This window comes from Bradyrhizobium sp. 6(2017), from assembly GCF_011058295.2.
Lineage (GTDB): Bacteria > Pseudomonadota > Alphaproteobacteria > Rhizobiales > Xanthobacteraceae > Bradyrhizobium > Bradyrhizobium septentrionale.
Window position 1 is genome coordinate 8,311,734 of the sequence record NZ_CP049289.2, and the last position, 24,596, is coordinate 8,336,329.

Consider the following 24,596-nt stretch of genomic DNA (forward strand, 5'->3'; position numbering starts at 1 on the left):
ATCACACCGTCTCTATCAACATCGCGCCGCCCTGCCCGCCACCGATGCATTCGGTGGCGACGCCGCGCCTGGTGCCGAGCCGCTTCATCGCATTGACCAGATGCAGCACGATGCGGTTGCCGCTGCAGCCTACGGGATGGCCGAGGCTGATCGCGCCGCCATCGACGTTCAGCTTGGCGCGATCGATCTCGCCGGCCGCGCCGTCAAGTCCCAGAATCTCGCGGCAGAATTTGTCGTCATTCCAGGCGGCGAGGCAACCCAGCACCTGCGTCGCAAACGCCTCGTTCAACTCCCAGGTCTCGACGTCCTGCAACGTCAGCTCGTTGCGCTTGAGCAGCGCGCTTGCCGACAGCACCGGGCTGAGCCCCATGATCGAGGGATCGAGCGCCGACCACTGGCTGTCGAGGATGACGGCCTTTGGCGTCAGCCCATACTTCGCCACCGCTGCCTCGGACGCCAGGATCACCCAGGAGGCGCCGTCGGTGATCTGCGAGGAATTGCCGGCGGTGACCTGGCCCCACGGACGCTCGAACACCGGCTTCAGCTTCGCCAGCGTCTCCGCTGTCGAGTCCGGGCGGACGCCGTCGTCATGGTCGTAGAACTTGCCGTCGCGGGCGAATGCGGTCTCGACCTCGCCCTTGAGGAAGCCTTCCTTTTGCGCGTTGGCCAGCCGCTGGTGGCTCTCGGCGGCGTAGGCGTCGGACTGGGCGCGGGTGATGCCGAAGAGGTGCCCGACCTTCTCGGCGGTCTGGCCCATGTTGAGCTCGGTGATCGGGTCGGTCAGCCCGCGCTCGAGGCCGATGATCGGCTTGAAGTAGCTCGGCTTGACCTTGAGCGCGGCCGCGATCTTGGCGCCTAGACCCTTGGCGCCGGCAAGGCCGGCAAACCAGCGCACGCCTGAATTGGGCCAGACCAGCGGCGCGTGGCTCAATGCCTCGGCACCGCCAGCCAGGATCAGGTCGGAGATGCCCTCGCGGATGTAGCGGTAGCCGGTGTCGATCGACTGCATGCCGGAGCCGCAATTGATCTGCACCGTGAAGGCGACCATCTTCTCGCCCATGCCGAGCCGGAGTGCTGCGACCCGCGCCGGGTTCATCTCGTCGGCGATCACGTTGACGCAGCCGAGGATGACCTGATCAAAGGCAGTGGGCGCGAAGGGCTGCCGCGCCAGCAGCGGCCGGCCACATTGCACGGCGAGATCGACAGGGGTGAACGGGCCGGGACCGGAGCGCGCCTTCAGGAACGGCGTCCGGCTGCCGTCGACGATAAAGACTTGTCGCGCCATCAGCTCGCCGCCCTCTGCTCACCCAGCTCCTGGAAGAACTGATGCACGTCGGCGGTTTTCTTGTAAATCGGGGACAGCGCCTCCGGCGCAAAATCATCGACCTCGATGACCTTTGCCACCGCGTCATGGGCAGCCGCGAGCTTCTCCCCATCGGCCTCGGTGATGACGCCCTTCTTGACGCCCTCCTTCCAGTCATGCAGCCGCGCCGCGCGCAGCTGCTTGGCGGCATCGTCGGCCTCGGTGACGAGGCGGAAGGCCTTCTCCAGCCGCGCGATGCCGCCGTCATCCTCGACAAAGGCGAGGTCCGGCGTCAGGCGGTCGCGCGCCGCCGACGGCGACAGCACGAGTTGCGCGCAGAGATGCACGACACGATCAGACGGACCGGTGACGCGGGCGCCGAACGGCTGGATCAGGAATTTCAGCATCCAGCCGACAAAGCGGTTGGGCAGATTGGCGAGGATTTCCGCAAAGCGGTTCTCGATGGTCTTGAAGCCCGACGCCATGCACCATTGCAGCGCGGGAAGATCCTCCTTCTGCCGGCCCTCGTCCTGCCACCGCTTCAGCGCGGCCGACAGCAAATAGAGCTCGGAGAGGATATCGCCGAAGCGGGCAGAGAGCATCTCCTTGCGCTTCAGCGCGCCGCCGAGCGTCAGCAGCGCCATGTCGGCGCAGAGCGCGAACGCCGACGAATAGCGCGACAGCTGGCGATAGAATTCGGTGGCCTCACCGGCGTCAGGCGCCGGTGCGAACAGACCAAAGCTCCAGCTGCGACCCCAGGCGCGGAACATGGTCGCAAAGCTGTGGCCGACATGCTTCCAGAACGCCGTGTCGAACGCAGTGAGGCCCTTGTCGCGATCGGCCTCGCCGAGCGCATTCATCTCCTGCAACAGATAGGGATGCGCGCGGATCGCGCCCTGCCCGAACACGATCAGATTGCGGGTCAGGATATTGGCGCCCTCCACCGTGATGCCGACCGGCACCGATCGGTAGAGCCCGCCGAGATAGTTTTGCGGCCCGTCGATCACGGCCTTGCCGCCATGGATGTCCATGGCGTCGTCGATCGCGATCCGCATCCGCTCGGTGGCGTGCAGCTTCATGATGCCGGAGATGACGGCGGGATGATGCCCCTCGTTCAGCGCGGCGCAGGTCAGCCGCCGCGCGGCGTCGAGCAGATAAGCCGTGCCGGCAATGCGTGCCAGCGGCTCCTCGATGCCCTCGAATTTCGAGATCGAGATGCCGAACTGCTCGCGGATGCGGGCATAGGCGCCGGTGGTGCGCGCGGCATAAGCCGCACCTGCGGCCGACAGCGACGGCAGCGAGATGCCGCGGCCGGCGGCGAGCGCCGTCATCAGCATCTTCCAGCCCTGGCCGAGCCGCTCTTGGCCGCCGATGATGTAGTCGAGCGGGATGAAGACATCGCGGCCCCAGTTCGGGCCGTTCTGGAACACCTGCATTGCCGGCAGATGGCGCTGGCCGATCGAGACTCCAGGCAGATGGGTCGGGATCAACGCCACGGTGATGCCGAGCTCTTCCTCGCTGCCGACCAGGTGATCGGGATCATAGGCCTTGAAGGCGAGGCCGAGCAGCGTTGAGACCGGGCCGAGCGTAATGTAGCGCTTGTGCCAGTTCAGCTTGAGGCCAAGCACCTCGCGGCCTTCGAAATTGCCCTTGCAGATGATGCCGGTGTCGATCATCGAGGCGGCGTCCGAGCCGGCCTCGGGACTGGTCAGGCCGAAGCACGGAATGTCCTGGCCGGCGGCCAGGCGCGGCAGCCATCTGTCCTGCTGCTCCCTGGTGCCGAAGCGCATCAGGAGTTCGCCCGGCCCGAGCGAGTTCGGCACCATCACGGTGACGGCCGCGGTCAGCGAGCGCGACGAAATCTTTCGCACCACTTCGGAATGCGCATAGGGCGAGAAGCCGAGCCCGCCGAATTCCTTCGGAATGATCATGCCGAAGAATTTCTTGGCCTTGATGAAGGCCCAGACCTCGGGCGGCAGGTCGCGCCATTCCCAGTTGATCTTCCACTCGTCGAGCATGTTGCAGAGCTCGTCGACCGGACCGTGCAGGAAGGCGTGCTCCTCGTCGGTCAATTTGGCCGGCGCGATCGCCAGCAATTTCGACCAGTCGGGATTGCCGGTGAAGAGATCGGCGTCCCACCAGACGTCGCCGGCTTCCAGCGCCTCGCGCTCGGTGTCCGACATCGTCGGCCGCACGCCGCGCGCCCAGGAGAAGATCGGCTTGGTGATGTAATCGCGGCGGAAGCTCATGGTGGGGCCCTCATGGATCGGCGGCGCGGATAGGATTTATGTTGGGAGCATGATCTTCTCGAAAAACCGGTCTCCACGTTTTCGGATCATGCTCCATGTTATCCGAAAGTGCCGGTCACGGGTGAACACTTCGCCTTGCAGATAAAGCGAAATTGACGCGGCAGGGCGCCGTTTTGTTAACGGCACGCCACGCGTTCAGTTCCGAAAGCTGAGGTACGACAATCAGGTAGCCGGGCATGGCGCCGGCGGGTCACGCCGGCGCCATTAGACCGAAGATCACGCCGGCCCGGCGCCCTGGGTCGCGGTATAGACCGCGTAGAGCGACTGGCTTGCGGCCATGAACAGGCGATTGCGCTTGGGGCCGCCGAAGGTGATGTTGCCGCAGACCTCGGGCAGCCGGATGCGGCCCAGCAGCTTGCCTTCCGGCGACCACACCGTCACGCCGCTGTAACCGACGGCGCGGCCGGCATTGCTCGAGCACCAGACATTGCCGTTGACGTCGCAGCGGATGCCGTCCGGTCCGCACTTCACGCCGTCGATCGTGAAATCGCTGAACCGCTTGCCGTTGGCGAGCTTGTTGTCGGCGCCGACATCGAACACGAAGACGTCACCGTTGCCGCCGGCGCCGGTGTCGCCCGGCCCCTTGCCGGTCGAGACCACATAGAGCTTCTTGTAATCGGGAGAGAAGCAGAGGCCGTTCGGATCCGGCACCTGGTCCTCGCTGACCACGAGATCGATACGCCCGGAGGGATCGATGCGATAGCAATTGGTTGGCAGCTCGCGCTTGGCCGGCACGAAGCCCGCCGGCTGGCCGATCCGGGGATTGAGCTTGCCGGCCGGATTGCCCGGTCCGCCGGCAGCGTCGGGTTCGCCCTCATAGAGCTGGCCGCCATAGGGCGGATCGGTGAACCAGTAGCTGCCGTCGGGATGCGCGACGACGTCGTTCGGCGAGTTCAGCCGCTTGCCTTGATAGGAATCCGCAAGCACGGTCGCGGTGCCGTCGTTCTCGTAACGCGTCACGCGGCGGGTGAGATGTTCGCAGGACAGCTGGCGGCCCTGGAAGTCGAACGAATTGCCGTTCGAGTAGTTCGACGGCGTGCGGAAGACGCTGACATGGCCGTCGTCTTCCGACCAGCGCATCTGCCGGTTGTTGGGGATGTCGCTCCACAAGAGATAGCGGCCCTGCGCGCTCCAGGCCGGGCCTTCAGCCCACAACAGACCGGTATGAAGCCGCTTGATCGAGGTGTTGGGCTGGGCGAGATCGTTGAACGACGGATCGACCGCGATGATGTCGGGGTCCCAGAAATAGGTGGTCGGCGCACCGCGCGGACTGAAGTCGCGCGGCGGGGTTGTGATCGTGGTCGGCGGCCCGACCGGCGCGGGGGCGTTCTGGGCCAGCGCACTACTGACGCCGGTTGCGACGGCGGCCGCCCCAACCGCCAATCCCTGGACAAGCGTTCGACGTGACACGTTCGGATCGCGCCGTTCTTGATGTGTCATCACATCCTCCCACTCTGTTGGCCGGCCGTTGATCCGGCCTGGCGCGCGGGAGGTTAGACTGCTCGCTTGGAGGTTGCGAGTGACGGTTTTTCATCACTGCACGCTGAAATTTCACATTGTTGTGGTCCGGGCCGTCGTCGCGGAGCGTGCGAATGCACCATAGAGCGGCGTCCCTTACCTCGCCCCGCTTGCGGTGAGAGGTCGGAATTCAAGCGCAGCTTGAATTTCGGGTGAGGGGGTGCAGGTCTAACGACCATCACAACTCGTGGAGATAGCCCCTCACCCCTGCCCTCTCCCCGCAAGAGCGGGGCGAGGGAGAAGAACTAATCCGGCCGGATCATCTCGAACATGTTTTCCGGCTTGATCTCGAAATAGTCGCCGCGGCGGCCGGCGCGGACGATTGGGTGGGCCAATCCGGTCTGGTAGACGCCGTCCTTGATGAAGGCCTTGTCGATGTGGACGGCGACGACCTCGCCGAGCGTCAGCCACGCCTCGGCCTTCTTGCCGTCGGCGCCCCGGAGCTGGACGATCTGGCTGACCTTGCATTCGAACGACACCGGGCTTTCGGCGACGCGCGGCACGTTGACGAGCTTGCCGGCGACCGGCGTGAGGCCTGCGAGCTTGAACTCGTCGACATCGCGCGCGACATGGGCCGCCGTCGCGTTCATGTGCTTGGCCAGATCCATCGTCGCCAGATTCCAAACGAACTCGCCGGTGTCCTGGATGTTGGCGACGCTGTCCTTCCAGTTGGTGGAGGAGAAGCCGATGATCGGCGGCACGTAGCAGAAGGCGTTGAAGAAGCTGTAGGGCGCGAGATTGACGTTGCCGCCCTTGTCACGCGAGGAGATCCAGCCGATCGGCCGCGGCGCCACGATGGCGTTGAACGGGTCGTGCTTCAGGCCGTGGCCATTCTTCGGCTCGTAGAAATGCAGGTCTTTTGCGGTCACGCTGAATCTCTCTCTTGTCATTCCGGGATGGTCCGAAGGACCAGACCCGGAATCTCGAGATTCCGGGTTCGATGCTAACGCATCGCCCCGGAATGACTGGCGAGTCAACTGACGAAAACGTCAGTGCTGGCGCTCAATTGGCGCGGGTGCGCGGCGACAGGCCGGCGATCACGAAATCGATCATCTGGTCGATGGTCGGGCCCGGCTTGGTCGCACATTGGGCGATCATCTGCGGGTGGAAGAAGCGCATCATCGCGGTGCAGGCGCAGAGCGAGGCGAGTAGCAGGTCCGGGGCCTCGAACTCACCCGACGCGGCTCCTTGCGCGATCACCTCGCCGATAATAGCGGCGATACACTCCATATGGGCGACACAGACGTCCCAGTCCTCCTGCATCGCGACCTCGACCATCTCGTGCAGCTTGGAATCACCGACATAGCGCTCGGTGTTCATGCGATTGATGGTCGTCATCATCTGGCGCAAGCGCGGCGCGGCCGGCCCTTCCGAGCGCGCGATGCGCTGCGCCTCGATCTCGACCTCGCCCATCAGGCCGCGCGCCACGCCTTCGTGGATCGACTTCTTCGAATCGAAGAAGCGATACACGTTGGCGGGGCTCATCCGCAGCTCTTTGGCGATGTCGGCCACCGTGGTCTTCTGGTAGCCGATCTGCCGGAACAAACGCTCCGCCACCACGAGAATCCGTTCGCGGGTGTCGGTTTCGCTATGTTCCTGGATCAGCGTCATGTTGGCCTGCTCAATCTTCAATTATTCGGCAGCCTCAGCAAGCGGAAATGCGAGTTGTCCCTTTCCTGCATGCTGCGGCGCAGTATCGGTTTGCTCAGGGCCGCTCTCCTCGAGGGTCTTGCGGAACCAGAGGGCGTAAAGGCCCGGCAGATACAGCAAGGTCAGGAAAGTCGCAACAAACAAACCGCCCATGATGGTGATCGCCATCGGGCCCCAGAACGCCGAACGCGACAGCGGGATCATGGCGAGGATCGCGGCGAGCGCGGTCAGCACCACCGGCCGGGCACGCCGGACGGTGGCCTCGACGATCGCCTCGCGCCGGGTCAGGCCGGAAGCCACGTCGCTCTCGATCTGATCGACCAGGATCACCGCGTTGCGCATGATCATGCCGGCAAGCGCGATCAGGCCGAGCAGCGCCACGAAGCCGAACGGCTGGTTGGCGACGTTCAACCCGAGCGAGGCGCCGACGATGCCGAGCGGCGCGGTCAGGAACACCAGGAACAGGCGCGAGAAGCTCTGTAGCTGGATCATCAGGAGCGTCAGCATCACCATCACCATCACGGGGAAGAGGATGAAGATCGACGCATTGCCTTTGGCCGATTCCTCGAACGCGCCGCCGGGCTCGATCCGGTAGGCAGGCTCGAGATGGGCCTGGATGTCCTTCAGCTTCGGCGAGATCTGGTTGGTGACGTCGGGCGCCTGCACGCCGTCGACGACGTCGGAGCGCACGGTGATCGCCATGTCGCGGTTGCGCCGCCAGAGGATCGGCTCCTCATGCGCATATTCGATCTTCGCAATCTGCTGGAGGGGCACGGCCACGCCATTGCGTGACGTGATGGTGAGATCGCCGACCCGGCCGAGATCGAGCCGCTCCGAAGGCACCGCGCGGGCGACCACGCCAACCTTCTCGATGCCGTCGCGGATCGTGGTGACCGGCGCGCCCGAGATCAGCATCGCCAGCGCTTGCGAAACCTCCTGCGGGGTCAGGCCGAGCGCACGCGCCCGATCCTGGTCGACGGCGAGCTTCAGGTAGGGCGACTGCTCGTTCCAGTCGAGCTGGACGTCCTTGACGTTGGGATTCTGGCGCATGACGTCGCGCACCTGGTAGGCGATGTCGCGCACCTTGTTGGCGTCGGGCCCGATCACACGGAACTGGACCGGGAAGCCGACCGGCGGACCGAAATTGAAGCGGTCGACCCGGACCCGCGCCTCGTTCAGCGCGCCGTCGGCGGCGGCCTGCTCGAGCTTAGCCTTGACGCGCTCGCGCGCATCGACGTTCTTGGCGAGGATCACGATCTCGGCAAACGCCTCGTTCGGCAGCTGCGGGTTGAGGCCGAGCCAGAAGCGCGGCGAGCCCTGGCCGACATAGGCGGTGTAGGTCTCGATGTCCTTGTCGTCCTTCAGCAGGCCCTCGGCCTTCTTGACCGCCTTCTCGGTGGTGCCGAAGGCCGTGCCTTCGGGCAGGCGGAGCTGCAGGAACAACTCGGGCCGCTCCGACAGCGGGAAGAACTGCTGCTGGACGTGGCCGAACGCAACGATCGAGGCGACGAAGACGCCGACGGTCGCGACCACCACCTTGACGCGGTGATCGACGCACCACTGCACCACGCTGCGCAGGCCGCGATACATCCGCGTCTCGTAGATCGCGTGCGGATCGTGGTTCTGGTGCACCTTGATGTTGGGCAGCAGCTTGACGCCGATATAGGGCGTGAAGATCACCGCGACGAACCAGGAAGCGACCAGCGCGATCGCCACGATCCAGAAGATGCCGCCGGCATATTCGCCGACCGCCGAATTGGCAAAGCCGATGGGGAGGAAGCCAGCGGCTGTGACCAGCGTCCCCGTGAGCATCGGAAACGCGGTAGATTCCCAGGCAAAGGATGCGGCCTTGTAGCGGTCCCAGCCCTGCTCCATTTTCACCACCATCATCTCGACCGCGATGATGGCGTCGTCGACCAGCAGGCCGAGCGCGATGATCAGCGCGCCGAGCGTGATGCGGTGCAAATCGAGCGACATCGCATTCATCACGATGAAGACGATGCCGAGCACCAGCGGCACCGACAGCGCCACCACGATGCCGGTGCGCCAGCCGAGCGCGACGAACGAGACGAACAGCACGATGGCGAGCGCCTCGACGAAGGAGTGCACGAACTCGCCGACGGCGTGCTCGACCACCTTGGGCTGGTCGGCGATCTGCTCGACCTCGACGCCCTGCGGCACCGCCTTCATGAAGTCGGCGGTGGCCTTTTCGACCTCCTTGCCGAGCTCGAGGATGTTGGCGCCCTTGGCGGTGACCACGCCGATGCCGAGCGCGGGCTTGCCTTCCTGACGCACCGTGAAGCTCGGCGGATCGACATAGCCGTGGCTGACGGTCGCGATATCGCCGAGCCGGAACACGCGGCCGTTGCTCTCGACCGGCGTCTCGGCCACCGCCTTGACGCCGTCAAGCGCACCGGTGACGCGCAGCGGCACGCGCTGCGACGAGGTCTCGACGGTGCCGGCAGGCGTCACGTTGTTCTGCTTGGCGAGCGAGTCGAACAGCGCCTGCGGCGTGATGCCGAGCGTCGCAAGCTTGGCATGCGAGAACTCGACATAGATGCGCTCGTCCTGGGTGCCGTAGAGGTCGACCTTGGTCACGCCGGGCACCTTCAGCAAGCGCTGGCGGAAGCCTTCGGCGACCTTCTTGAGCTGCGCGTAGTCGGCGCCGTCGCCGGTCATCATGTAGAGGATCGAATCGACGTCGGAGAATTCGTCGTTGACCACGGGGCCGAGGATGCCCGACGGCAGCTGGCCCTGCACGTCGACCAGCTTCTTGCGCAGGAGATAGAACAGATAGGGCACGTCCTTCGGCGGGGTCGAGTCGCGGAAGGTGACCTGCATCGCCGTGAAGCCCGGCTTGGAATAGGTCTGCACCTTCTCGAAGAACGGCAGCTCCTGCAGCTTCTTCTCGATCGGATCGGCGACCTGCATCTGCATTTCCTGCGAGGTCGCGCCCGGCCACATCACCGAGACGTTCACCACCTTGACGGTGAAGAACGGGTCCTCGGCGCGGCCGAGCTTCTCGTAGGAGAAGAAGCCGGCGACGCCGAGCACGAGCATCAGGAACAGGACCAGCGTCGGATGGCTGACCGCCCAGGCCGAAAGGTTGAAGCGCTTCATCGAACTCTCCAAGTTCTAGACCAAGTCCCAGAACCGTTTGCGCTGATATTGCGAGGGTTAGAACGAAAGCGACGACACGACCCGCACCTTCTGGGTCGGATCGAGCTTCTGCACACCGAGCGCGACGACCTTGGCGCCCTCGTCGACGCCATCAGAGATGACGACGTTGTTGCTCTCATAGGCCTTCACCTTGACCGGCTTCAGCGCGACCTCGCCCTTGTCGTCGACGATGTAGAGCGAGGGATCGCCGCCCTGGCTGTACAGCGCCGACAACGGCAATTTCGCCACGCGTTCGCTCGCCTTGTCGGCCAGGGTCAGGGTTGCGGTCATGCCGAGCGAGACGGCCTCGTCGGCGTCCGGCAGCGAGAACTTTGCGAGGTAGGTGCGGGTGGCGGGATCGGCCTGCGGCGCGACCTCGCGCAGTTTTGCGGCATAGGTCTTCTTCGCATCCGACCACAGCGTCACCGTGGCAACGCCCGACCTGGCACGAGCAAGAAGCGTCTCTGGGATCGCGACGACAGCTTCCTTCTCGCCAAGTCGGGCGACACGGATCGAGGCCTGGCCCGCGGCAACCACCTGGCCGGGCTCGATCATGGTAGCTGTGACGACACCTCGGGTGTCGGCCACCAGCGTTGCATAAGAGAGGGAGTTTTTGGTCAGCTCGACCGAACGCTCGGCGCGGTTCAGCCGCGCGCGCGCCTCGTCGCCGGCGGCCTTGGCGGAATCGAGCTGCGCATCGGTGGTCCAGCCCTTGGCCTTCAGATCCTTGGCGCGCTGCTCGGCGGCCGCGGCCTGCGCCAGCACGCCGGTGGCGGCGCGGAACTCGGCCTCGGCCTGCTCGGCCTGCAGCTTCAGGTCGATCTCATCGAGGGTGGCCAAGGGCTGATCGACGTCGACTGTCTGTCCGACCTCGACCAGCCGCTTGGCCACCTTGCCGGCAACCCGAAAGCCCATATCGGCCTCGATACGGGGCTTCACCGTGCCGACAAAACTGCGCTCAGGGGTTTCGGCTTCGTAATGGACGGTCGCCACCAGAACGGGGCGTCCCGGATCTGCCTTTTCGGCCGCCTTTTCATTGCAGCCGGCCAGCGCGAACACCGCAAAAGCCAACGCGGCTCCCGTCAAGAGCCTGTAATAGCTCGAGAAAATGGAACGGGCGAACATCGGGAATCTCCATCCGGCTGACGACTGATGAAGAGTATCGATTTATCACTGATGAATGTCAATATTCGTCAGTGATAACCAATTCGTGAGGTAACACGCCACTGGAGCGTGGAGCTCGGAAAATGCGTAGCCCGGATGAAGCGCAGCGAAATCCGGGACCTCGCCCATGGAGAGTGGGTCCCCGGATTGCGCTTCGCTCCATCCGGGCTACGGCGATCGCTGCGCCCAAAAAACTGTCATCGCCCGCGAAAGCGGGCGATCCCAGTATTCCAGAGACAGTCGTAATTGAAACGAGAGGCCGCGGCCGTACTGGATCGCCCGGTCAAGCCGGGCGATGACAGCTATGTTTGCGGCGAAGGCTCGGCTACGCTGGCGTCATCGCTACTTCGCGTCGGCGAATTCGGTCTTGGTTTCGTGGCTGCCGAGGAAAACCAAGAGGCCCGCCGCGAGTGGCAACAGCGACAACACCAGCAGGCCGGTCGACGTGCTTCCGGTGGCCTCCTTGACCCAGCCGATCAGATAGGGCCCGCCGAAACCGGCGAGGTTGCCGATCGAGTTGATCAGCGCGATCGCGCCGGCGGCGGCGGTGCCGGAGAGCCAGGCGGTCGGCAGCGTCCAGAACACCGCGAAGGTGCAGAACACGCCGATCGCGGCGACGGTCAGCACCACCATGGTCATGGTCGGATCGGTGATGTAGCTGGAGACGCCGAGCGCCAGCGCCGTCAGCAACAGCGGCGCCCCGACATGGAACACACGCTCGCGCGTCGCATCCGAACGGCGCGCCCAGAAGATCATCGCGGCGGCGCCGAATGCATAGGGAATCGCGGTGACGAAGCCGGTCTGCGCGTTGGTGAGACCGAACGCCTTGACGATCTGCGGCAGCCAGAACTGCATGCCGTAGAGCGCGGCGACGAAGCCGAAATAGATCGCGCTGAGCGCCAGCACCTTCGGCGACGACAGCGCCTCGCCGAGCCTGAAATGCTTCGCCGCCTGCTTGGCCGCGACCTCGGCATCCAGCTTCGCCTTCAGCCAGGCCTTCTGTTCGGCCGAGAGCCAATCGGCCTTCTCCGGCCGGTCGGTGAGATAGAACCAGGTGACGATGCCGAGCAGCATCGAGGGGACGCCCTCGATGATGAACAGCCACTGCCAGCCCTGCATACCCATGACGCCGTCCAGCCCGAGCAGCAGGCCGGAGATCGGCGCGCCGATCACGGTGGAGATCGGAACGGCGAGCGCGAAGGCGGCGAGGAAGCGGGCGCGATATTCGGCCGGATACCAGTAGGTGAGATAGAGGATGATGCCGGGGAAGAAGCCGGCCTCGGCAACGCCGAGGAAGAAGCGCAGCGCGTAGAAGCTGTGCTCGTCATAGACCGCCGCCATCAGGGCCGAAAGGATGCCCCAGCTCACCATGATGCGGGCGATCCACTTGCTGGCACCGAACCGCTCCAGCGCGAGGTTGCTCGGCACCTCGAAGATGAAATAGCCGATGAAGAAGATGCCCGCCCCGAACGAGAACACCACCGGCGAGAATTTCAGCTCCGCGTTCATGGTGAGCGCGGCGAAGCCGAGATTGACGCGGTCGAGATAGGAGAAGAAGTAGGCCAGGATCAGGAACGGGATCAGCCGCCAGGAAATCGCGCGGATCGTCGACGTCTCGATCTCGCTGCGGGCGCCGGTGCTTGGCGCAATGGTTGCGGTCTGGCTCATCAGTTTCCCCCAGGGTGTTGCTTGCCCCGAGGATTATTGGCTCGCTCCGCATTGAGCAATGGCAAAAACTCATAGCACACAGGCTGAACGGGAGCCCATGCACGCCCCCACCGGCTATCGCCGTCATTGCGAGCCAACGGGTCGCGCGAACGCGCGCCCGATGACAGGCTCCGCGAAGCAATCCATAGCGACGCAAATGGGGAGGTGGATTGCTTCGTCGCTTCGCTCCTCGCAATGACGATCGAAGAGGAACGCTCTCACTCCGCCAGCTGAAATCGCTCGAAGCGGTCTAGCTCCTCCTCGATGCGGCGCTTCAGCTCCTTGCGCGACGCCTGTTTCTTGCCGTTGCCGACCCAGCTCCATTTCTGCATCAGGAGTTTCTTGTTCTGGCGGTCGGTCTTGAGGTCGAGGGCGGCGACGATGTCGTCGCCGACCAGTACGGGCAGCGCGAAATAGCCGAACAGGCGCTTCTGCTTCGGCACATAGGCCTCGAAGCGGTGGCCATAGCCGAAGAACAGCTCGGTGCGCTTGCGCTGGATGATCAGCGGATCGAACGGCGAGAGGATGTGGACCAGGGCGGGATCCCCCTCGCCGGTCTGCTCCAGCACCTCGGGGCGCGCCCAATGTTCGTGCTTGCCGGCGCCGTCGAGCGCGATCCGGACCAATTCCTTGCGGCGCACCCTCGCCTCGATCAGGCTACGCACCGCCTTCTTGCTCGGCGCGTCGAGATGGCAGATCGAATCCAGGCTGACGATGCCCTGCGAGCGCAGCGCGCGGTCAAGCAGATAGGCTGTTATGGCCGACGCCGGTGCGGGCTTCGGCGGCTTGTCCCAGCCGAAGTGCCTGCTCATCAGCTCATAGGTCTTCAGCATGCCGGCGCGCTCGCTGATTGTGACCACGCCGCCATAGAAGGCGAGCTGCAGCGCGCGCTTGGATGGCTTCCGGCTCTGCCAGAGATGCTCCTTCTCGGTGAGCACGTCGTCCTCGATGTCGCGGATCGTCAGCGGACCGGCACGCAACAGCCGCAGCACCTTGCGCGTATCGGCCGCCGTTACCGACGCGAACCATTTATGGCCCTCGCGCTTGTGCGCCTTCATCGCCGGCAGGAAGATGCCGATGTCCTTGGACGGAATGTAGGACAGCGCGTGCGTCCAGTATTCGAACACGCTCTTGTCGGTGCTCTGCGCCTGCTTGAGGTCGGCGCGGCGGTAGTCCGGAATCCGGGTGAACAGGATGTGGTGATGGCAGCGCTCGATCACGTTGATGGTGTCGATCTGCACATAGCCGAGATGGTCGACGGCGGCCGCCACGGCTGAGGCGCCCTGCCCGAACGGCGCCTGCGTATCGAGCCGCTGCGCGCGCAGCCAGATATGGCGGGCGGCGGCATTGTTCAGCGAAAGGGGTTCTGCGGCGCGGGGCATTGCGCCAGCAATGTAGTGAGATTCGCGCCGCTGTGGAGGGCCGGACGGCGGAAATCAGCCGCGCACAATCATGCACGCACCGGCGTGCGAGCGAACAGGACCGGCTACGCCGATCCGACGACCCGCCGCAACCAGGGAACGTCCCGCAGCGCTGCCTCGAGTGCGACGCTCTCCTCATGGAAGACCCGGGACGAATGACCGCCAACCGGAAACCAGCCGCGGCTGTCTTCGACGTCCCGCCGGTATTCCTCGAAGCCGATGGTCCCTTCCGGGCGAAGGAAGATATCGACGCAGCGCGCGGCATCCTCGTCATTGATCGAGCGGAGGACGCGATTGACGTGGGTCATGGTGCTCACCCTCTCCGCTGCCCTGCCTGGCACACGCCAGGTTCTGCACATCCAACTGTGACCTATGTCACATACCGGGTTTTGAACCGGTCCTAGGTTCTCGGCATCAAAACGACAGCAAGCCGAAATTGGCTGGCCGCGTATTTAAGGACGAAACCCATGACCCGCTCTCTTTCCTTGTCTTTTTTGGCAATCGGCGCTGCGCTGTCGATGACGGCGGGCGTGGCACTGGCCGGCAGCGACACCGTTCCGGCCGCCCAGATCCTCAATGCGCTGAAGCCGAAGTCGGCCACCCGTGGCCTCTCGGCCGATACGCAGGTCGACCCGGCCGCTTCGGCCAAGGAGGCGAGCTTCCTCAACACCGTTCGCAACCGGCAGACCCGCTCGCTGTCACTCGGCGAACGCCAGGAAATCGCCGACATCGCCGCCACCAAGCCGAAGATCGATCTGGAAATTCACTTCGACTACAACTCGGCGGAGATTGCCAAGGGCTCGACCCAAGCGGTGCAGGAGCTCGGCAAGGCGCTGTCGGATGCCAGCATGAAGGGCTCGACCTTCGTCGTCGCCGGCCACACCGACGCGATCGGCGGCGAAGCCTATAACCAGGACCTGTCGGAGCGCCGCGCCGACACCATCAAGAAGTATCTGGTCGAGCGTTACGGCCTCAACGGCTCAGACCTCGTGACCGTCGGCTACGGCAAGACCCGACCGAAGGATCCGAACGCGCCGATGGACCCGACCAATCGCCGCGTGCAGGTCGTCAACATGGATACCAAGACCGCGTCGAAATAACCTCCCGCAGCCTCGAGCTTCGGTTCTGATTGAATCAGAACCGAAGCTCTACCTCTTTATCTGGACGCGTTTTCTTCACGCGAACCGGCGTCCACTTCGCGCGAAAACGCTATGGATCCGCCTGCCGCACCCGGCAGGCGGATCATTTTATCCCCGAGCGTTTCAGATCCAGCTCTGGAACAGCATCAGCCGGTTGAAGGTCGCGATCGACGTCCCGATCGCGGCGACCGTGACCGGCAGCATCGCGATGAAGCCGGCGCATCCGGCCGCCACGAAGGCCCATAACAGCCAGCGCGGCGCCCCCTTGCGCGTCAATGCGTAGACCAGCACGAAGCTCGCGGTACACGCCGCCGGCAGATAGTAATAGATGAAGCCGAGCGTGCGCGGCAGCAGCGCCCAGGCGAGATACGGGCCGAGGTAGAACGCAAGCACCAGAAACGCATCGCGGCGGCGCCTGACGATCCAGTCGCGCAGCGCCACGATCAGCGCGATCAAGGCCGGCCACAGCACCAGCGGGTTGCCGAGGAACACGATCGCCGCGAAGGCGTCGTCGCCGACCTTCTCGAACAGATACCAGACCGGACGCACCAGGAACGGCCAGGACGGCCACGAGCTCATATAGGTGTGGCCTGCAATCGCCGTCGTGGTGTTGTCGGCAAAGATGCGGCGCTGCGCCTCGATGATGCCGGAGAACGAGAGGCCGTAGAGCGGCACGAAGGTCGCGAGATAGACGATCAACGGAATCAGCACGAAACAGACGATGAAGTGAGGGAGACGGAAATCCGGCCACAAATCGGGCCGGTACCAATCTTCCGCATCGGCGTCGGCAAAGCGCGTGCGCCAGCCCTGCATCAGGCGGATCGCAGCTACGATCGCGATGCAGGTCGCGAGCACGAACAGCCCGCTCCATTTGCAGGCACATGCAAGCCCCGCTGCTAACCCCGCCAGCGCGAAGGCGAGTTGCGGCCGCTGCTGCCTGAAGCCGTGGATGAAAGCCGCGATCGCGAACAGACAGAAAGCGAGCGCGAAAATATCCAGCATCGCGATCCGCGACTGCACGAACAGCATCTGGTTGAAGAAGGCGAGCAGCACCGCCGCGATGGCACGCTCCTGCGACGCGAACAGCGCGAGCCCGCCGAGATAAACGGCGACCAGCGCCAGCGCGCCGAACAGCGCCGCGGGATAGCGCCATCCGAGCGGCACGTCGCCGAACGCCTTGATCGAGAGGGCGATGATCTCCTTGGCAAGCGGCGGATGCATCGGGTTGAGGATCGGGCCCTCGACCACCTGCAGCAGCATCTGCCGCGCCGCCGGCACGTAATGCACCTCATCGAAATAGAGCTTGTCCGGCGCCGTGATCCCGAGCAGCAGCACGACATGGGCGACGATGAAGATGATGGCCGCAACAATCGCCGTGCGCGCGGCGGGCCGCCCAAAAACGGAAGGAGATTCGGATGCGATGTTCAAAACGTGAGCACGGTGCGAGGGGAACGAGTGTGAGCGAAGTGTGAGCTACGCCGGTGCGTGTGACGTATGTGACGAATGTGATCAGAACTCACTCTCATACCCGCTCCTTGAACGTCCTCGAATTCATCAGCACCGCTTCAACTCAGCAGAGCTTGTGACAATTATACAATATCAGCTGCAGGGGCGATCCGATACGATGACAGGGTTGGTCGATCGGTATTGCAATGAATTTGCCTCACAGCTTTCTCTCCATTCTTGCGCTCGGTCTTGTCGCCGCACTGACGGCGCATCCCGCTCGCGCGCAGACGCGCGTCGGCGAAGCTGCCATGGTGAAGAACGAGGTCCTTCGCGTTGCGGCCGCGACCACGCCGATCAATGTCGGCGACGCACTGCTGCGCGATGAGACGGTGCGCACCGGTCTCGAAAGCGCCGCGCGGCTGGTGATGGCTGACAGCACCAACCTCTCGCTCGGCCCGAATGCCTCGCTCAAGCTCGACCGCACCGTGTTCGACGACGAGCATCACTATCGCGATGTCGCGATCCGCCTGACGTCGGGCGCGTTCCGCTTCGTCACCGGCCGCTCCGACAAGGCCGCCTACAGGATCACGACGCCGCTTGCGACCATCGGCGTTCGTGGCACCGTGCTCGATATCCTGTCACAACGCGGCAAGACCACGGTGGTGTTGCAGGAGGGCGCATCGACGGTGTGCACGTCGAACCGGCAGTGCATCGATCTGACCCAGCCGGGTGACACCGCGATCATCACTTCGAGCGGCGGCCACACCACGATCCAGAAGACCAACAATCCGCCCTGGACCTTTGCCGCGACCTGCAGCCAGGCGGCCGGGCTCTGCACCGTCACCCAGTTCGCCGATGCGACGCCGGTGACGCCGCCGGTCGACGACGACCCCACCGGCATGCTGTGCGGACGCTGAGCATGATGCGGCGCATGCATCAGTTGGTTCTGTCGGTCGCTCTGACGACGGCGCTGTCGCTTGCAATGCTGCAGGCGCTGGCTGCGCCGGCCCAGGCGCAGACTCCAACGCCGAACTGTACTTCAATTCCCGAAAGCACGCTGGCGGCGTCGCCGAACTGCAATTCGACCCCCACACCGACGCCTACTCCGACACCAACGCCGACGCCGTCGCCTACGCCCACTCCAACTCCTACCCCAACGCCGACGCCATCCCCAACGCCGACGCCCACGCCGACACCAACCCCGACGCCGATCACCGGCGCGCCGTCGAGCGGCGGTTCGATCAACGGCCTCGCCGACCAGCGCTTCAACCAGATGATCACCAACCGCGTGCTCGGCACGGTGCTGCTCGGCGTCAACGAGCAGGTCAATTGCAATGACTGCATCAGCGCCTTCGGCTCGGCCGGCTCGTTCTCGGCGGGCATCCACGGCCGCAAGACCATCACGCCGAACCTGTCGCTGCTCGCCGGCATCGCCTACACGCAATATGGCGAGGGCGGCTACAACGTCACCAGCGCGCCGATCGGGGCCTTCGCGTTGCGCTACGACTTCGTCGACTGGGGTTCGTCGCGGCCGTTCTTCGACGTCGGCACCATCCTCTCGCCGTCCGAGAAGGTGCGCTACACCCGCAACTACGCGACGAGCCTCGGTCCGGTGTCCATCACCAGCCAGACCTCGAGCGAGAATTACGGCGTCTACGGCCGCGCAGGCTGGATCAACCGGCTGTCAGCGCGTGATGAGCTCGCGGCTTCGGTCGAGGTCTGGCAGCTGTGGCAGCGGGTCAAGGGCTACAGCGATCCCGCTGTCGCCTTCAATCCGTTCGATGCGACGATCGCCGACGGCACCGATCGCACCAGCCTGGTCAAGATCGGCGGCCAGTGGACGCATCTGTTCGGATCGAACATCGAAACCAACATCAATGGCGGCTGGGTGCAATCCTTCGCCACGCATTCGGGCATCGTCGCGACCGTCACCGGCGACGGCACCATCGTGCCGACGATGGGCAACCAGGGCTGGTTCGAATATGGCGGCCGCGTCGGCTTCCGCATCACCAAGGGCTGGATCGCCGACCTGTTCGTCAACGGCACCGCCGGGCCGCAGCCGGTCGGCAACACGGTTCACGGCGGCGTGGGGCTGCGGATCAATTACTAGAGCGTTTTCGAGCGAAGCCTGCCCCGCACTTGATGCGGGGTGGACACCGGTTCGCATGAAGAAAACGCGTCAAGACAAGAAGCGAGAGCTTCGGTTCTGATTCAATCAGAACCGAAGCTCTAGGCACCTGTCATGCCCCGCTTCATGCGGGGCATCCAATACGCCGCGACCCATCGGCCAAGCACAGAGGTCTCTGGAATACTGGATCGCCCGGACGAGCCGGGCGATGACAGTGGAGGCATCTACCTCACGCCGCCGCCTTGCCTTCATAGGCCCGGCGCAGGCCTTCGACATCGAGCTTGATCATGCCGAGCATCGCCTGCATCGCGCGCGCAGCGGCGGCCGCATCGGCGCCACCGATATAATCGTGAAGCTGGCGCGGCACGATCTGCCAGGACACGCCAAAGCGGTCGCGCAGCCAGCCGCACTGGTCCTCCTTGCCGCCACCAGCGAGCAACGCGGCCCAGAGCCGATCGACCTCGGCCTGATCGACACAGTCGATCGAGAACGAGATCGCGTGAGTATATTCCATCCGCATCCCGCCGTTCAGCGCCATGAAGCGCTGACCGGCCAGGGTGAACTCGACCACCAGCACGGTGCCGGCCTTTCCGGCCGGACCGTCGATGATGTTGTTCTGGATCTTGTCGATGCGGGAATCCGGCAGCAGCGAGACGTAGAAGCTCGCGGCTTCCTCGGCCTCACCGTCGAACCACAGGCAGGGGGACACTTTTGACATCGATGAGCTCCTTGTCGGCGCGCTCAGGCGGTGGCCGCGGCGGACTGCGCCTTCATCGCGGCCTCGACGTCCATCCACATCACTTCCCAGATGTGACCATCGGGATCCTCGAAGCTGCGGCCATACATGAAGCCGTAATCCTGCTGCGGCGACGGATCGGCAGTACCGCCCGCGCCCTTCGCCCTGGTGACATAGCCGTCGACTGCGTCGCGGCTATCGGCGGACAGGCAGATCAGCACCTCGCTCGTGGTCCGGGCATCGGCGATTGTCTTCGGGGTGAACTGCCGGAACTTGTCGTGGGTCAGCAACATGACGTGGATGGTGTCGGAGATCACCATGCCGGAGGCGGTCTCGTCCGAGAATTGCGGATTTTTCGTCGCGCCGATCGCCTCGTAGAAGGCGGTCGCGCGGGCGAGGTTGCTGACCGGCAGGTTGACGAAGATCATTGTCGGCTTGGCCATGAACGGCTCCTTTTCTCGGGGTTGTGCCTCGAGGACGAACCGTATGGCCGGCTCCCGACATCGCCCCGCAGATTTTTGTTGCGGCGTCCTGCCGCAGGGTGCCTCAGGTCACGATCGGCGTCGGCATCGTCAGAAACGCCCGCGTCACATGCCAGAACAGCTCGCGATTGGCGGCCAGCGCCACCGAATGTGCCGTGCCGGGCAGGATGATGAACTGCCGGTCGCCGTTCGGCAGCCTGTTGAAGAACTCCTCGAGGTCGGGCACCGCTGCGATCCCGTCATATTCGCCGCGGACCAGCAGCACCGGCGCCAGCACCTTCTCCGGATGCACCACCGGCAGATTGGCGGTCATGTCGAGATAGGTGCCGGTCGGAATCTGGTCACCGAACTGCATCTCGACATCGGCCAGCACCTCCATCACCGCGGGGTCCGATGTGCCGGGCCGGTCGCGGGTCGCGATCGAGCGGATCATGTCGCGGTCGCGCTTGCGCATGTTGTGGCTGCGGTAATAGGCAAGCTGCTCGGCGCGCTTTGCCAGCGTCGGTGAGCCCTCGCCCTTGTAGGTGAAGGCGGCGAACACCAGCCGATCGATGCGCTCGGGCGCGGACATCGCGAAGGCGCCGGCCCGCAGCGCGCCGGAGGATTCGCCGACGAAGTGATATCGCCTCTCGCCGGTCTCGCGGGCGATCACCTCGACCGCGGCTTTCAGATCCTCGACGCCGCTTGCGATATCCGCATTGCCCGAGGTGCGGCCCGACTTTCCGTAATTCTCGTGGTCCATGGTCCAGCAATCGAAGCCGTAGCGCGCAAAGACATTGAGCAGCGAATACTCGCCTTTGCCCCGCACCGTGAGGTCGAACACCCTAGAAGTCACCGACGAGCCGTGGACGAAGAACACCACGGGCCGCGGCGGTTCGCCTTGCTTCGGCGCCCCGATCCGCTTGCGGAACATCCAGAGCGGAATGTCGCCCTTCTTCGCCCAGTATTCGCTGCTCCAGATTTCACCTTCGGCAGGAACGGCGGTTGCGGCCCGCGCCGGCGCTTCGCCGAGCACACCGGCTGCCGTTGCAACGCCGATGCCCTTGATGACGCTGCGCCGCGAATGGTCGGAATTCGTCATGGTTCGCCTCCCATTCTGAACGACGGGGCTTCGTTCGGCCCCTGGGTTGCACGATGCTAGCATCCACAACCTTCATTGCGAGCGCAAGCGACGTGTCCGCCGAAGCCTTGGCGAAGGCGGAAGCAATTCATAGCGCCGCTTGCTGCGGGAGTATGGATTGCTTCGTCGCGTACGCTCCTCGCAATGACGGCAAATGCGATGCACGATTTTGTGAACGCTGTTTCCGGCAATCGGCGCGGACGAGGTGCGGACTTGGTCCTAGTCTCCGCCGCGGTCCGACCGGAAATATCCGGCGAGAAGCGGGAGCGAAGAATGAGCAGCAATCTGACCGACGAAGAACTTGCCGCCTTGATGCCCTCCGAACTGTGCCAGTACCCAACGCCGATCCCGACCCAGATCGTCTCCAGCGACGAGTTCTATCCCGACCCGCAGAACGAACGGCAACGTGAGGTCGAGGCGCGGCTGCTCGCGATGGCCGACGATCTCGGCGGCAAGCAGGGCCTCGACCGCCGGAGATTCTTCCAGACCGCGGCCGGCATGGCCGCTTCCTTTGTCGCGATGAACCAGGTCTACGGGGAGCTGTTCGACGTGACGCCGGCGGAGGCCGCGACGCCCGCGATGGCGCAGGAGCGCGCCAACGCCCTGAAGGACCAGTTCATCATGGACATGCATACGCATTTCCTGCGCGACGACACCCGCATCATGGGCTTCGTGGAAATGCGCAAGGCGGTCGGCAAGGCCGGCTGGAACAAGCAGCTCAGCGATCACGAGCAGACCATCGAGGATCTCAAGTTCAACAACTACAAGAAGGAGATGTTTCTCGATTCCGACACCAAGATCTCGCTGATCTCCTCGGCGCCGTCGGATATCGAGCAGGACTGGTTCCTGACCAACGAGCAGATGGCCGACGCGCGCAAGAAGATCAACGACGAGGCCGGCTCGCGCCGGGTGTTCTGCCACGCCATCTTCACGCCCGGACAGCCCGGCTGGCTCGACAAGCTCGATGCCGCATTGGCGCTGAAGCCGGAATCCTGCAAGGGCTACACGATCGGCGACAACACCCACAAGGAGATCAGCCGCTATCCCTGGCGGCTGGACGACGAGAAGGTCGCCTACAAGGGCTATGAGAAGATGGTGAAGGCGGGCATCAAGAATGTCTGCGTCCACAAGGGCCTGTTCCCGCCCGGGATCGAGAAGCAATATCCGAACCTGCGCGGCTTTGCCGACGTCGCCGATGTCGGCCAGGCCGCCAAGGACTGGCCGCAGCTCAACTTCGTGATCTATCACTCGGCCTATCGCCATGTCGGCGGCGATCCGAGGGTCGCGCTCGCCGAGTTCGAGCGCACTGGCCGGATCGCCTGGACCAGCGATCTCGCCGACATCCCGGCGCAGTATGGCGTCAGCAATGTCTATGGCGATGTCGGGCAATTGTTCGCCACCACGCTGGTCGCCGAACCCAATGTCTGCGCCGCGCTGATGGGCACCCTGATCAAGGGGCTCGGCGTCGACCATATCTGCTGGGGCACCGACGCGCTGTGGACCGGCGCGCCGCAATGGCAGATCGAGGGCCTGCGGCGGCTGGAAATCCCCGAGGTGATGCAGAAGAAGTTCGGCTACGCGCCGCTCGGCCCCGCCGACGGACCGGTCAAGACGGCGATCTTCGGCGACAACAATGCGCGGCTCTACAACATCCAGCCGAAGCGCGCGATGCTGGAGCTGAAAGGCGATCGCTTCGCGATGATGAAGGCGCAGTATGAGAAGGCAGGCCCAGAGCCGTCGAATAGGCGCTACGGCTATGTGGTGCCGAACGGGGCGATCGATCACCGGGTATTTGCGTAAGCCTCACCCCTCGTCATTCCGGGGCTCGCAAAGCGAGAACCCGGAATCTCGGAATCTCGATATTGTGGCCCGAGATTCCGAGTTCGACGCTTCCGCGTCGCCCCGGAATGACTGCGTCACTTCCCCGTAAACCGCGGCTTCCGTTTCTCTGCGAAGGCCTTGACGCCTTCCTTGAGATCTTCGCTGTCTCTGACTTCATCGAGCAGCCGCCGCGCGTCGGCAACGGTTTCGAGAGGTCCTTTCGGCATGGCCTCGCGCGCCAGCTTCTTCAGCGCGCGGACCACCAGCGGTGCGTTGCCGGCAATTTTTGCAGCCATCTCCTGCGCCGTCACGACGTGCTGCCCTTTCGGCGCGACCTTGTTGACGAAGCCGATCTGGAAGGCGCGCTCCGCCGACATTTCCTCGCCGACCAGCAGAAATTCCATCGCAATCTTGTGCGGCATCCGTGCCATCACCGATGACACGCCGCCCGCGGTGGTACCGATCTTTCCCTCGGGATAGATGAATCGTGTCGTCTCCGACGCCACGCACAGGTCAGCCATCTGGACCAGTACGAAGGCGCCACCAACGACCCAGCCCGACGTCGCCGCGATCACGGGCTTGTCGAGTTCGACACCAAGGCCAGGCACGGCGTGCCACATGTTGGCGGGGAGATCACCGACATCGGCGCCGACGGAGAAATACTTCTCCTCGGACGAAGCCAGCACCGCGACGCGATCGCCGCTGTCCCGAAAGCGCAGCCAGGCATCGCGCAACTCCGTACACAACGCGTCGTTGAGCGCGTTGTGCTTCTCGCTGCGCGCCATCGTGATGGTCGCGACGTGATCCGCGCGCTCGTAGCGAACGAGCGTCATGCTGGCCTCCCTGCTCTTGTTGTTATTGTCTTGCGTCGCGGACGCGCCGCGACGTTATTTCTTCTCGTCGGGATGCCGGTGCACCGGGTCGACCCACAGCACGGTCTCCGGCTTCTCGATCGGTTCGATGTCGAGATTGATCGCGACCGCCTCGCCGTCGGAGCGCACCAGCACGCATTCCAGCACCTCGTCGCGGCTGGCGTTGATCTCCTGATGCGGCACATAGGGCGGCACGAAGATGAAATCGCCGGGACCGGCTTCGGCGGTGAACTGCAGCTTCTCGCCCCAGCGCATCCGCGCCTTGCCCTTCACGACATAGATAATGCTTTCGAGATGGCCGTGATGATGCGCGCCGGTCTTGGCGTCCGGCTTGATGCTGACGGTGCCTGCCCACAGTTTCTGGGCGCCGACGCGTGCGAAATTGATCGCGGCCTTGCGGTCCATGCCGGCGGTCGACGGCACATTCGGATCGAGCTGATTGCCGGGAATGACGCGGACGCCGTCGTGCTTCCAGCGCTCGTCGTCGTGATGGTGATCATCGTGGGAATGGGTGTGATCGTGGGAACCGCTCATCGTTCTTGCTTTCGTTGGTCAAGTTCGTGCAGGGAACGCTACCGAAAAGCGCGAGCGCAGGCGAGCGGAAAATCGAAACGTTCCGGC

20 protein-coding genes are annotated in these 24,596 nt (G+C 64.3%); 4 read left to right on the forward strand and 16 right to left on the reverse strand.

Annotation, left to right across the window (positions count from 1 at the left end; genetic code table 11):
- Position 1 precedes the first annotated feature (1 nt).
- The 10 genes from G6P99_RS39520 to G6P99_RS39565 form a co-directional block, all read right to left on the reverse strand.
- Entirely contained in the window at positions 2-1,285 is a 1,284-nt protein-coding gene (locus tag G6P99_RS39520) for an acetyl-CoA C-acetyltransferase (protein WP_029083006.1), read from the reverse strand.
- Positions 1,285-3,552, reverse strand: a complete 2,268-nt coding sequence (locus tag G6P99_RS39525) for an acyl-CoA dehydrogenase (protein WP_165126000.1) — start codon at positions 3,550-3,552, stop codon at positions 1,285-1,287. Before G6P99_RS39525 ends, G6P99_RS39520 begins: the two co-directional genes overlap by 1 nt.
- 276 nt (positions 3,553-3,828) lie before the next feature.
- Entirely contained in the window at positions 3,829-5,052 is a 1,224-nt protein-coding gene (locus G6P99_RS39530) for an SMP-30/gluconolactonase/LRE family protein (RefSeq protein WP_165126003.1), read from the reverse strand.
- Positions 5,053-5,375: 323 nt separating this feature from the next.
- Positions 5,376-5,999: a flavin reductase family protein gene (locus G6P99_RS39535; protein WP_029083008.1), complete on the reverse strand. Its 624-nt coding sequence runs from the start codon at positions 5,997-5,999 to the stop codon at positions 5,376-5,378.
- Between the two features lie 133 nt (positions 6,000-6,132).
- Entirely contained in the window at positions 6,133-6,741 is a 609-nt protein-coding gene (locus G6P99_RS39540) for a TetR/AcrR family transcriptional regulator (RefSeq protein ID WP_029083009.1), read from the reverse strand.
- Between the two features lie 21 nt (positions 6,742-6,762).
- Positions 6,763-9,900 carry an efflux RND transporter permease subunit gene (locus G6P99_RS39545; protein ID WP_029083010.1) on the reverse strand — a complete coding sequence of 1,046 codons (3,138 nt, stop codon included), beginning with the start codon at positions 9,898-9,900 and terminating at the stop codon, positions 6,763-6,765.
- 57 nt (positions 9,901-9,957) lie between these two features.
- Positions 9,958-11,064 carry an efflux RND transporter periplasmic adaptor subunit gene (locus G6P99_RS39550; protein ID WP_029083011.1) on the reverse strand — a complete coding sequence of 369 codons (1,107 nt, stop codon included), beginning with the start codon at positions 11,062-11,064 and terminating at the stop codon, positions 9,958-9,960.
- 381 nt (positions 11,065-11,445) lie between these two features.
- The gene (locus G6P99_RS39555) at positions 11,446-12,771 is read right to left on the reverse strand and encodes an MFS transporter (RefSeq protein ID WP_165126006.1); all 1,326 of its coding nucleotides are present in this window, start codon (positions 12,769-12,771) and stop codon (positions 11,446-11,448) included.
- 257 nt (positions 12,772-13,028) lie between these two features.
- The gene (locus G6P99_RS39560) at positions 13,029-14,192 is read right to left on the reverse strand and encodes a winged helix-turn-helix domain-containing protein (RefSeq protein WP_165126009.1); all 1,164 of its coding nucleotides are present in this window, start codon (positions 14,190-14,192) and stop codon (positions 13,029-13,031) included.
- Positions 14,193-14,296: 104 nt separating this feature from the next.
- Positions 14,297-14,539: a hypothetical protein gene (locus G6P99_RS39565; RefSeq protein WP_029083014.1), complete on the reverse strand. Its 243-nt coding sequence runs from the start codon at positions 14,537-14,539 to the stop codon at positions 14,297-14,299.
- A 159-nt stretch (positions 14,540-14,698) separates the two neighbouring features.
- Between G6P99_RS39565 and G6P99_RS39570 the strand changes: the two genes are divergently transcribed.
- A complete protein-coding gene (locus G6P99_RS39570; RefSeq protein ID WP_029083015.1) occupies positions 14,699-15,331 on the forward strand; it encodes an OmpA family protein in 633 nt (210 codons plus the stop codon).
- 162 nt (positions 15,332-15,493) lie between these two features.
- Here the strand turns inward: G6P99_RS39570 and G6P99_RS39575 are convergent, their stop codons facing one another.
- The gene (locus tag G6P99_RS39575) at positions 15,494-16,798 is read right to left on the reverse strand and encodes a phospholipid carrier-dependent glycosyltransferase (protein WP_029083016.1); all 1,305 of its coding nucleotides are present in this window, start codon (positions 16,796-16,798) and stop codon (positions 15,494-15,496) included.
- Between the two features lie 224 nt (positions 16,799-17,022).
- Here G6P99_RS39575 and G6P99_RS39580 point away from each other — a divergent pair, with 224 nt between their 5' ends.
- Both G6P99_RS39580 and G6P99_RS39585 read left to right on the forward strand, forming a co-directional pair.
- Positions 17,023-17,733 (forward strand): FecR family protein, encoded by a 711-nt coding sequence (locus G6P99_RS39580; protein WP_029083017.1) that lies wholly within the window; start codon positions 17,023-17,025, stop codon positions 17,731-17,733.
- Between the two features lie 14 nt (positions 17,734-17,747).
- On the forward strand, positions 17,748-18,926 hold the full coding sequence (locus G6P99_RS39585; protein WP_371261208.1) for a hypothetical protein: 1,179 nt from the start codon (positions 17,748-17,750) through the stop codon (positions 18,924-18,926).
- A 247-nt stretch (positions 18,927-19,173) separates the two neighbouring features.
- Here the strand turns inward: G6P99_RS39585 and G6P99_RS39590 are convergent, their stop codons facing one another.
- From G6P99_RS39590 to G6P99_RS39600, 3 genes are all read right to left on the reverse strand, one after another.
- Complete coding sequence (locus G6P99_RS39590) at positions 19,174-19,662, reverse strand: VOC family protein (protein ID WP_029083019.1); 489 nt, start codon at positions 19,660-19,662, stop codon at positions 19,174-19,176.
- Between the two features lie 23 nt (positions 19,663-19,685).
- Positions 19,686-20,123 (reverse strand): VOC family protein, encoded by a 438-nt coding sequence (locus G6P99_RS39595; protein ID WP_029083020.1) that lies wholly within the window; start codon positions 20,121-20,123, stop codon positions 19,686-19,688.
- A gap of 103 nt (positions 20,124-20,226) precedes the next feature.
- On the reverse strand, positions 20,227-21,243 hold the full coding sequence (locus tag G6P99_RS39600) for an alpha/beta hydrolase (protein WP_029083021.1): 1,017 nt from the start codon (positions 21,241-21,243) through the stop codon (positions 20,227-20,229).
- Between the two features lie 312 nt (positions 21,244-21,555).
- Between G6P99_RS39600 and G6P99_RS39605 the strand changes: the two genes are divergently transcribed.
- On the forward strand, positions 21,556-23,082 hold the full coding sequence (locus tag G6P99_RS39605; RefSeq protein ID WP_165126012.1) for an amidohydrolase family protein: 1,527 nt from the start codon (positions 21,556-21,558) through the stop codon (positions 23,080-23,082).
- A 116-nt stretch (positions 23,083-23,198) separates the two neighbouring features.
- On the opposite strand, the gene G6P99_RS39610 is transcribed toward G6P99_RS39605, so the two are convergent.
- Positions 23,199-23,936, reverse strand: coding sequence for an enoyl-CoA hydratase/isomerase family protein (locus G6P99_RS39610; protein WP_165126015.1), 738 nt, complete (start codon positions 23,934-23,936; stop codon positions 23,199-23,201).
- Positions 23,937-23,990: 54 nt separating this feature from the next.
- Positions 23,991-24,509 (reverse strand): cupin domain-containing protein, encoded by a 519-nt coding sequence (locus tag G6P99_RS39615; protein ID WP_029083023.1) that lies wholly within the window; start codon positions 24,507-24,509, stop codon positions 23,991-23,993.
- Positions 24,510-24,596: the final 87 nt, after the last annotated feature.

Excerpts from the sequence above, each read along its gene's own strand:
- G6P99_RS39550 (WP_029083011.1), bottom strand. The coding sequence starts at position 11,064 with ATGTTCGCCCGTTCCATTTTCTCGAGCTATTACAGGCTCTTGACGGGA.
- G6P99_RS39565 (WP_029083014.1), bottom strand. The coding sequence starts at position 14,539 with ATGACCCACGTCAATCGCGTCCTCCGCTCGATCAATGACGAGGATGCC.
- G6P99_RS39530 (WP_165126003.1), bottom strand. The coding sequence starts at position 5,052 with ATGACACATCAAGAACGGCGCGATCCGAACGTGTCACGTCGAACGCTT.
- G6P99_RS39585 (WP_371261208.1), top strand. The coding sequence starts at position 17,748 with ATGCATCAGTTGGTTCTGTCGGTCGCTCTGACGACGGCGCTGTCGCTT.
- G6P99_RS39555 (WP_165126006.1), bottom strand. The coding sequence starts at position 12,771 with ATGAGCCAGACCGCAACCATTGCGCCAAGCACCGGCGCCCGCAGCGAG.
- G6P99_RS39545 (WP_029083010.1), bottom strand. The coding sequence starts at position 9,900 with ATGAAGCGCTTCAACCTTTCGGCCTGGGCGGTCAGCCATCCGACGCTG.
- G6P99_RS39610 (WP_165126015.1), bottom strand. The coding sequence starts at position 23,936 with ATGACGCTCGTTCGCTACGAGCGCGCGGATCACGTCGCGACCATCACG.
- G6P99_RS39525 (WP_165126000.1), bottom strand. The coding sequence starts at position 3,552 with ATGAGCTTCCGCCGCGATTACATCACCAAGCCGATCTTCTCCTGGGCG.
- G6P99_RS39615 (WP_029083023.1), bottom strand. The coding sequence starts at position 24,509 with ATGAGCGGTTCCCACGATCACACCCATTCCCACGATGATCACCATCAC.
- G6P99_RS39590 (WP_029083019.1), bottom strand. The coding sequence starts at position 19,662 with ATGTCAAAAGTGTCCCCCTGCCTGTGGTTCGACGGTGAGGCCGAGGAA.
- G6P99_RS39540 (WP_029083009.1), bottom strand. The coding sequence starts at position 6,741 with ATGACGCTGATCCAGGAACATAGCGAAACCGACACCCGCGAACGGATT.
- G6P99_RS39520 (WP_029083006.1), bottom strand. The coding sequence starts at position 1,285 with ATGGCGCGACAAGTCTTTATCGTCGACGGCAGCCGGACGCCGTTCCTG.
- G6P99_RS39605 (WP_165126012.1), top strand. The coding sequence starts at position 21,556 with ATGAGCAGCAATCTGACCGACGAAGAACTTGCCGCCTTGATGCCCTCC.
- G6P99_RS39560 (WP_165126009.1), bottom strand. The coding sequence starts at position 14,192 with ATGCCCCGCGCCGCAGAACCCCTTTCGCTGAACAATGCCGCCGCCCGC.
- G6P99_RS39580 (WP_029083017.1), top strand. The coding sequence starts at position 17,023 with ATGAATTTGCCTCACAGCTTTCTCTCCATTCTTGCGCTCGGTCTTGTC.
- G6P99_RS39600 (WP_029083021.1), bottom strand. The coding sequence starts at position 21,243 with ATGACGAATTCCGACCATTCGCGGCGCAGCGTCATCAAGGGCATCGGC.
- G6P99_RS39595 (WP_029083020.1), bottom strand. The coding sequence starts at position 20,123 with ATGGCCAAGCCGACAATGATCTTCGTCAACCTGCCGGTCAGCAACCTC.
- G6P99_RS39570 (WP_029083015.1), top strand. The coding sequence starts at position 14,699 with ATGACCCGCTCTCTTTCCTTGTCTTTTTTGGCAATCGGCGCTGCGCTG.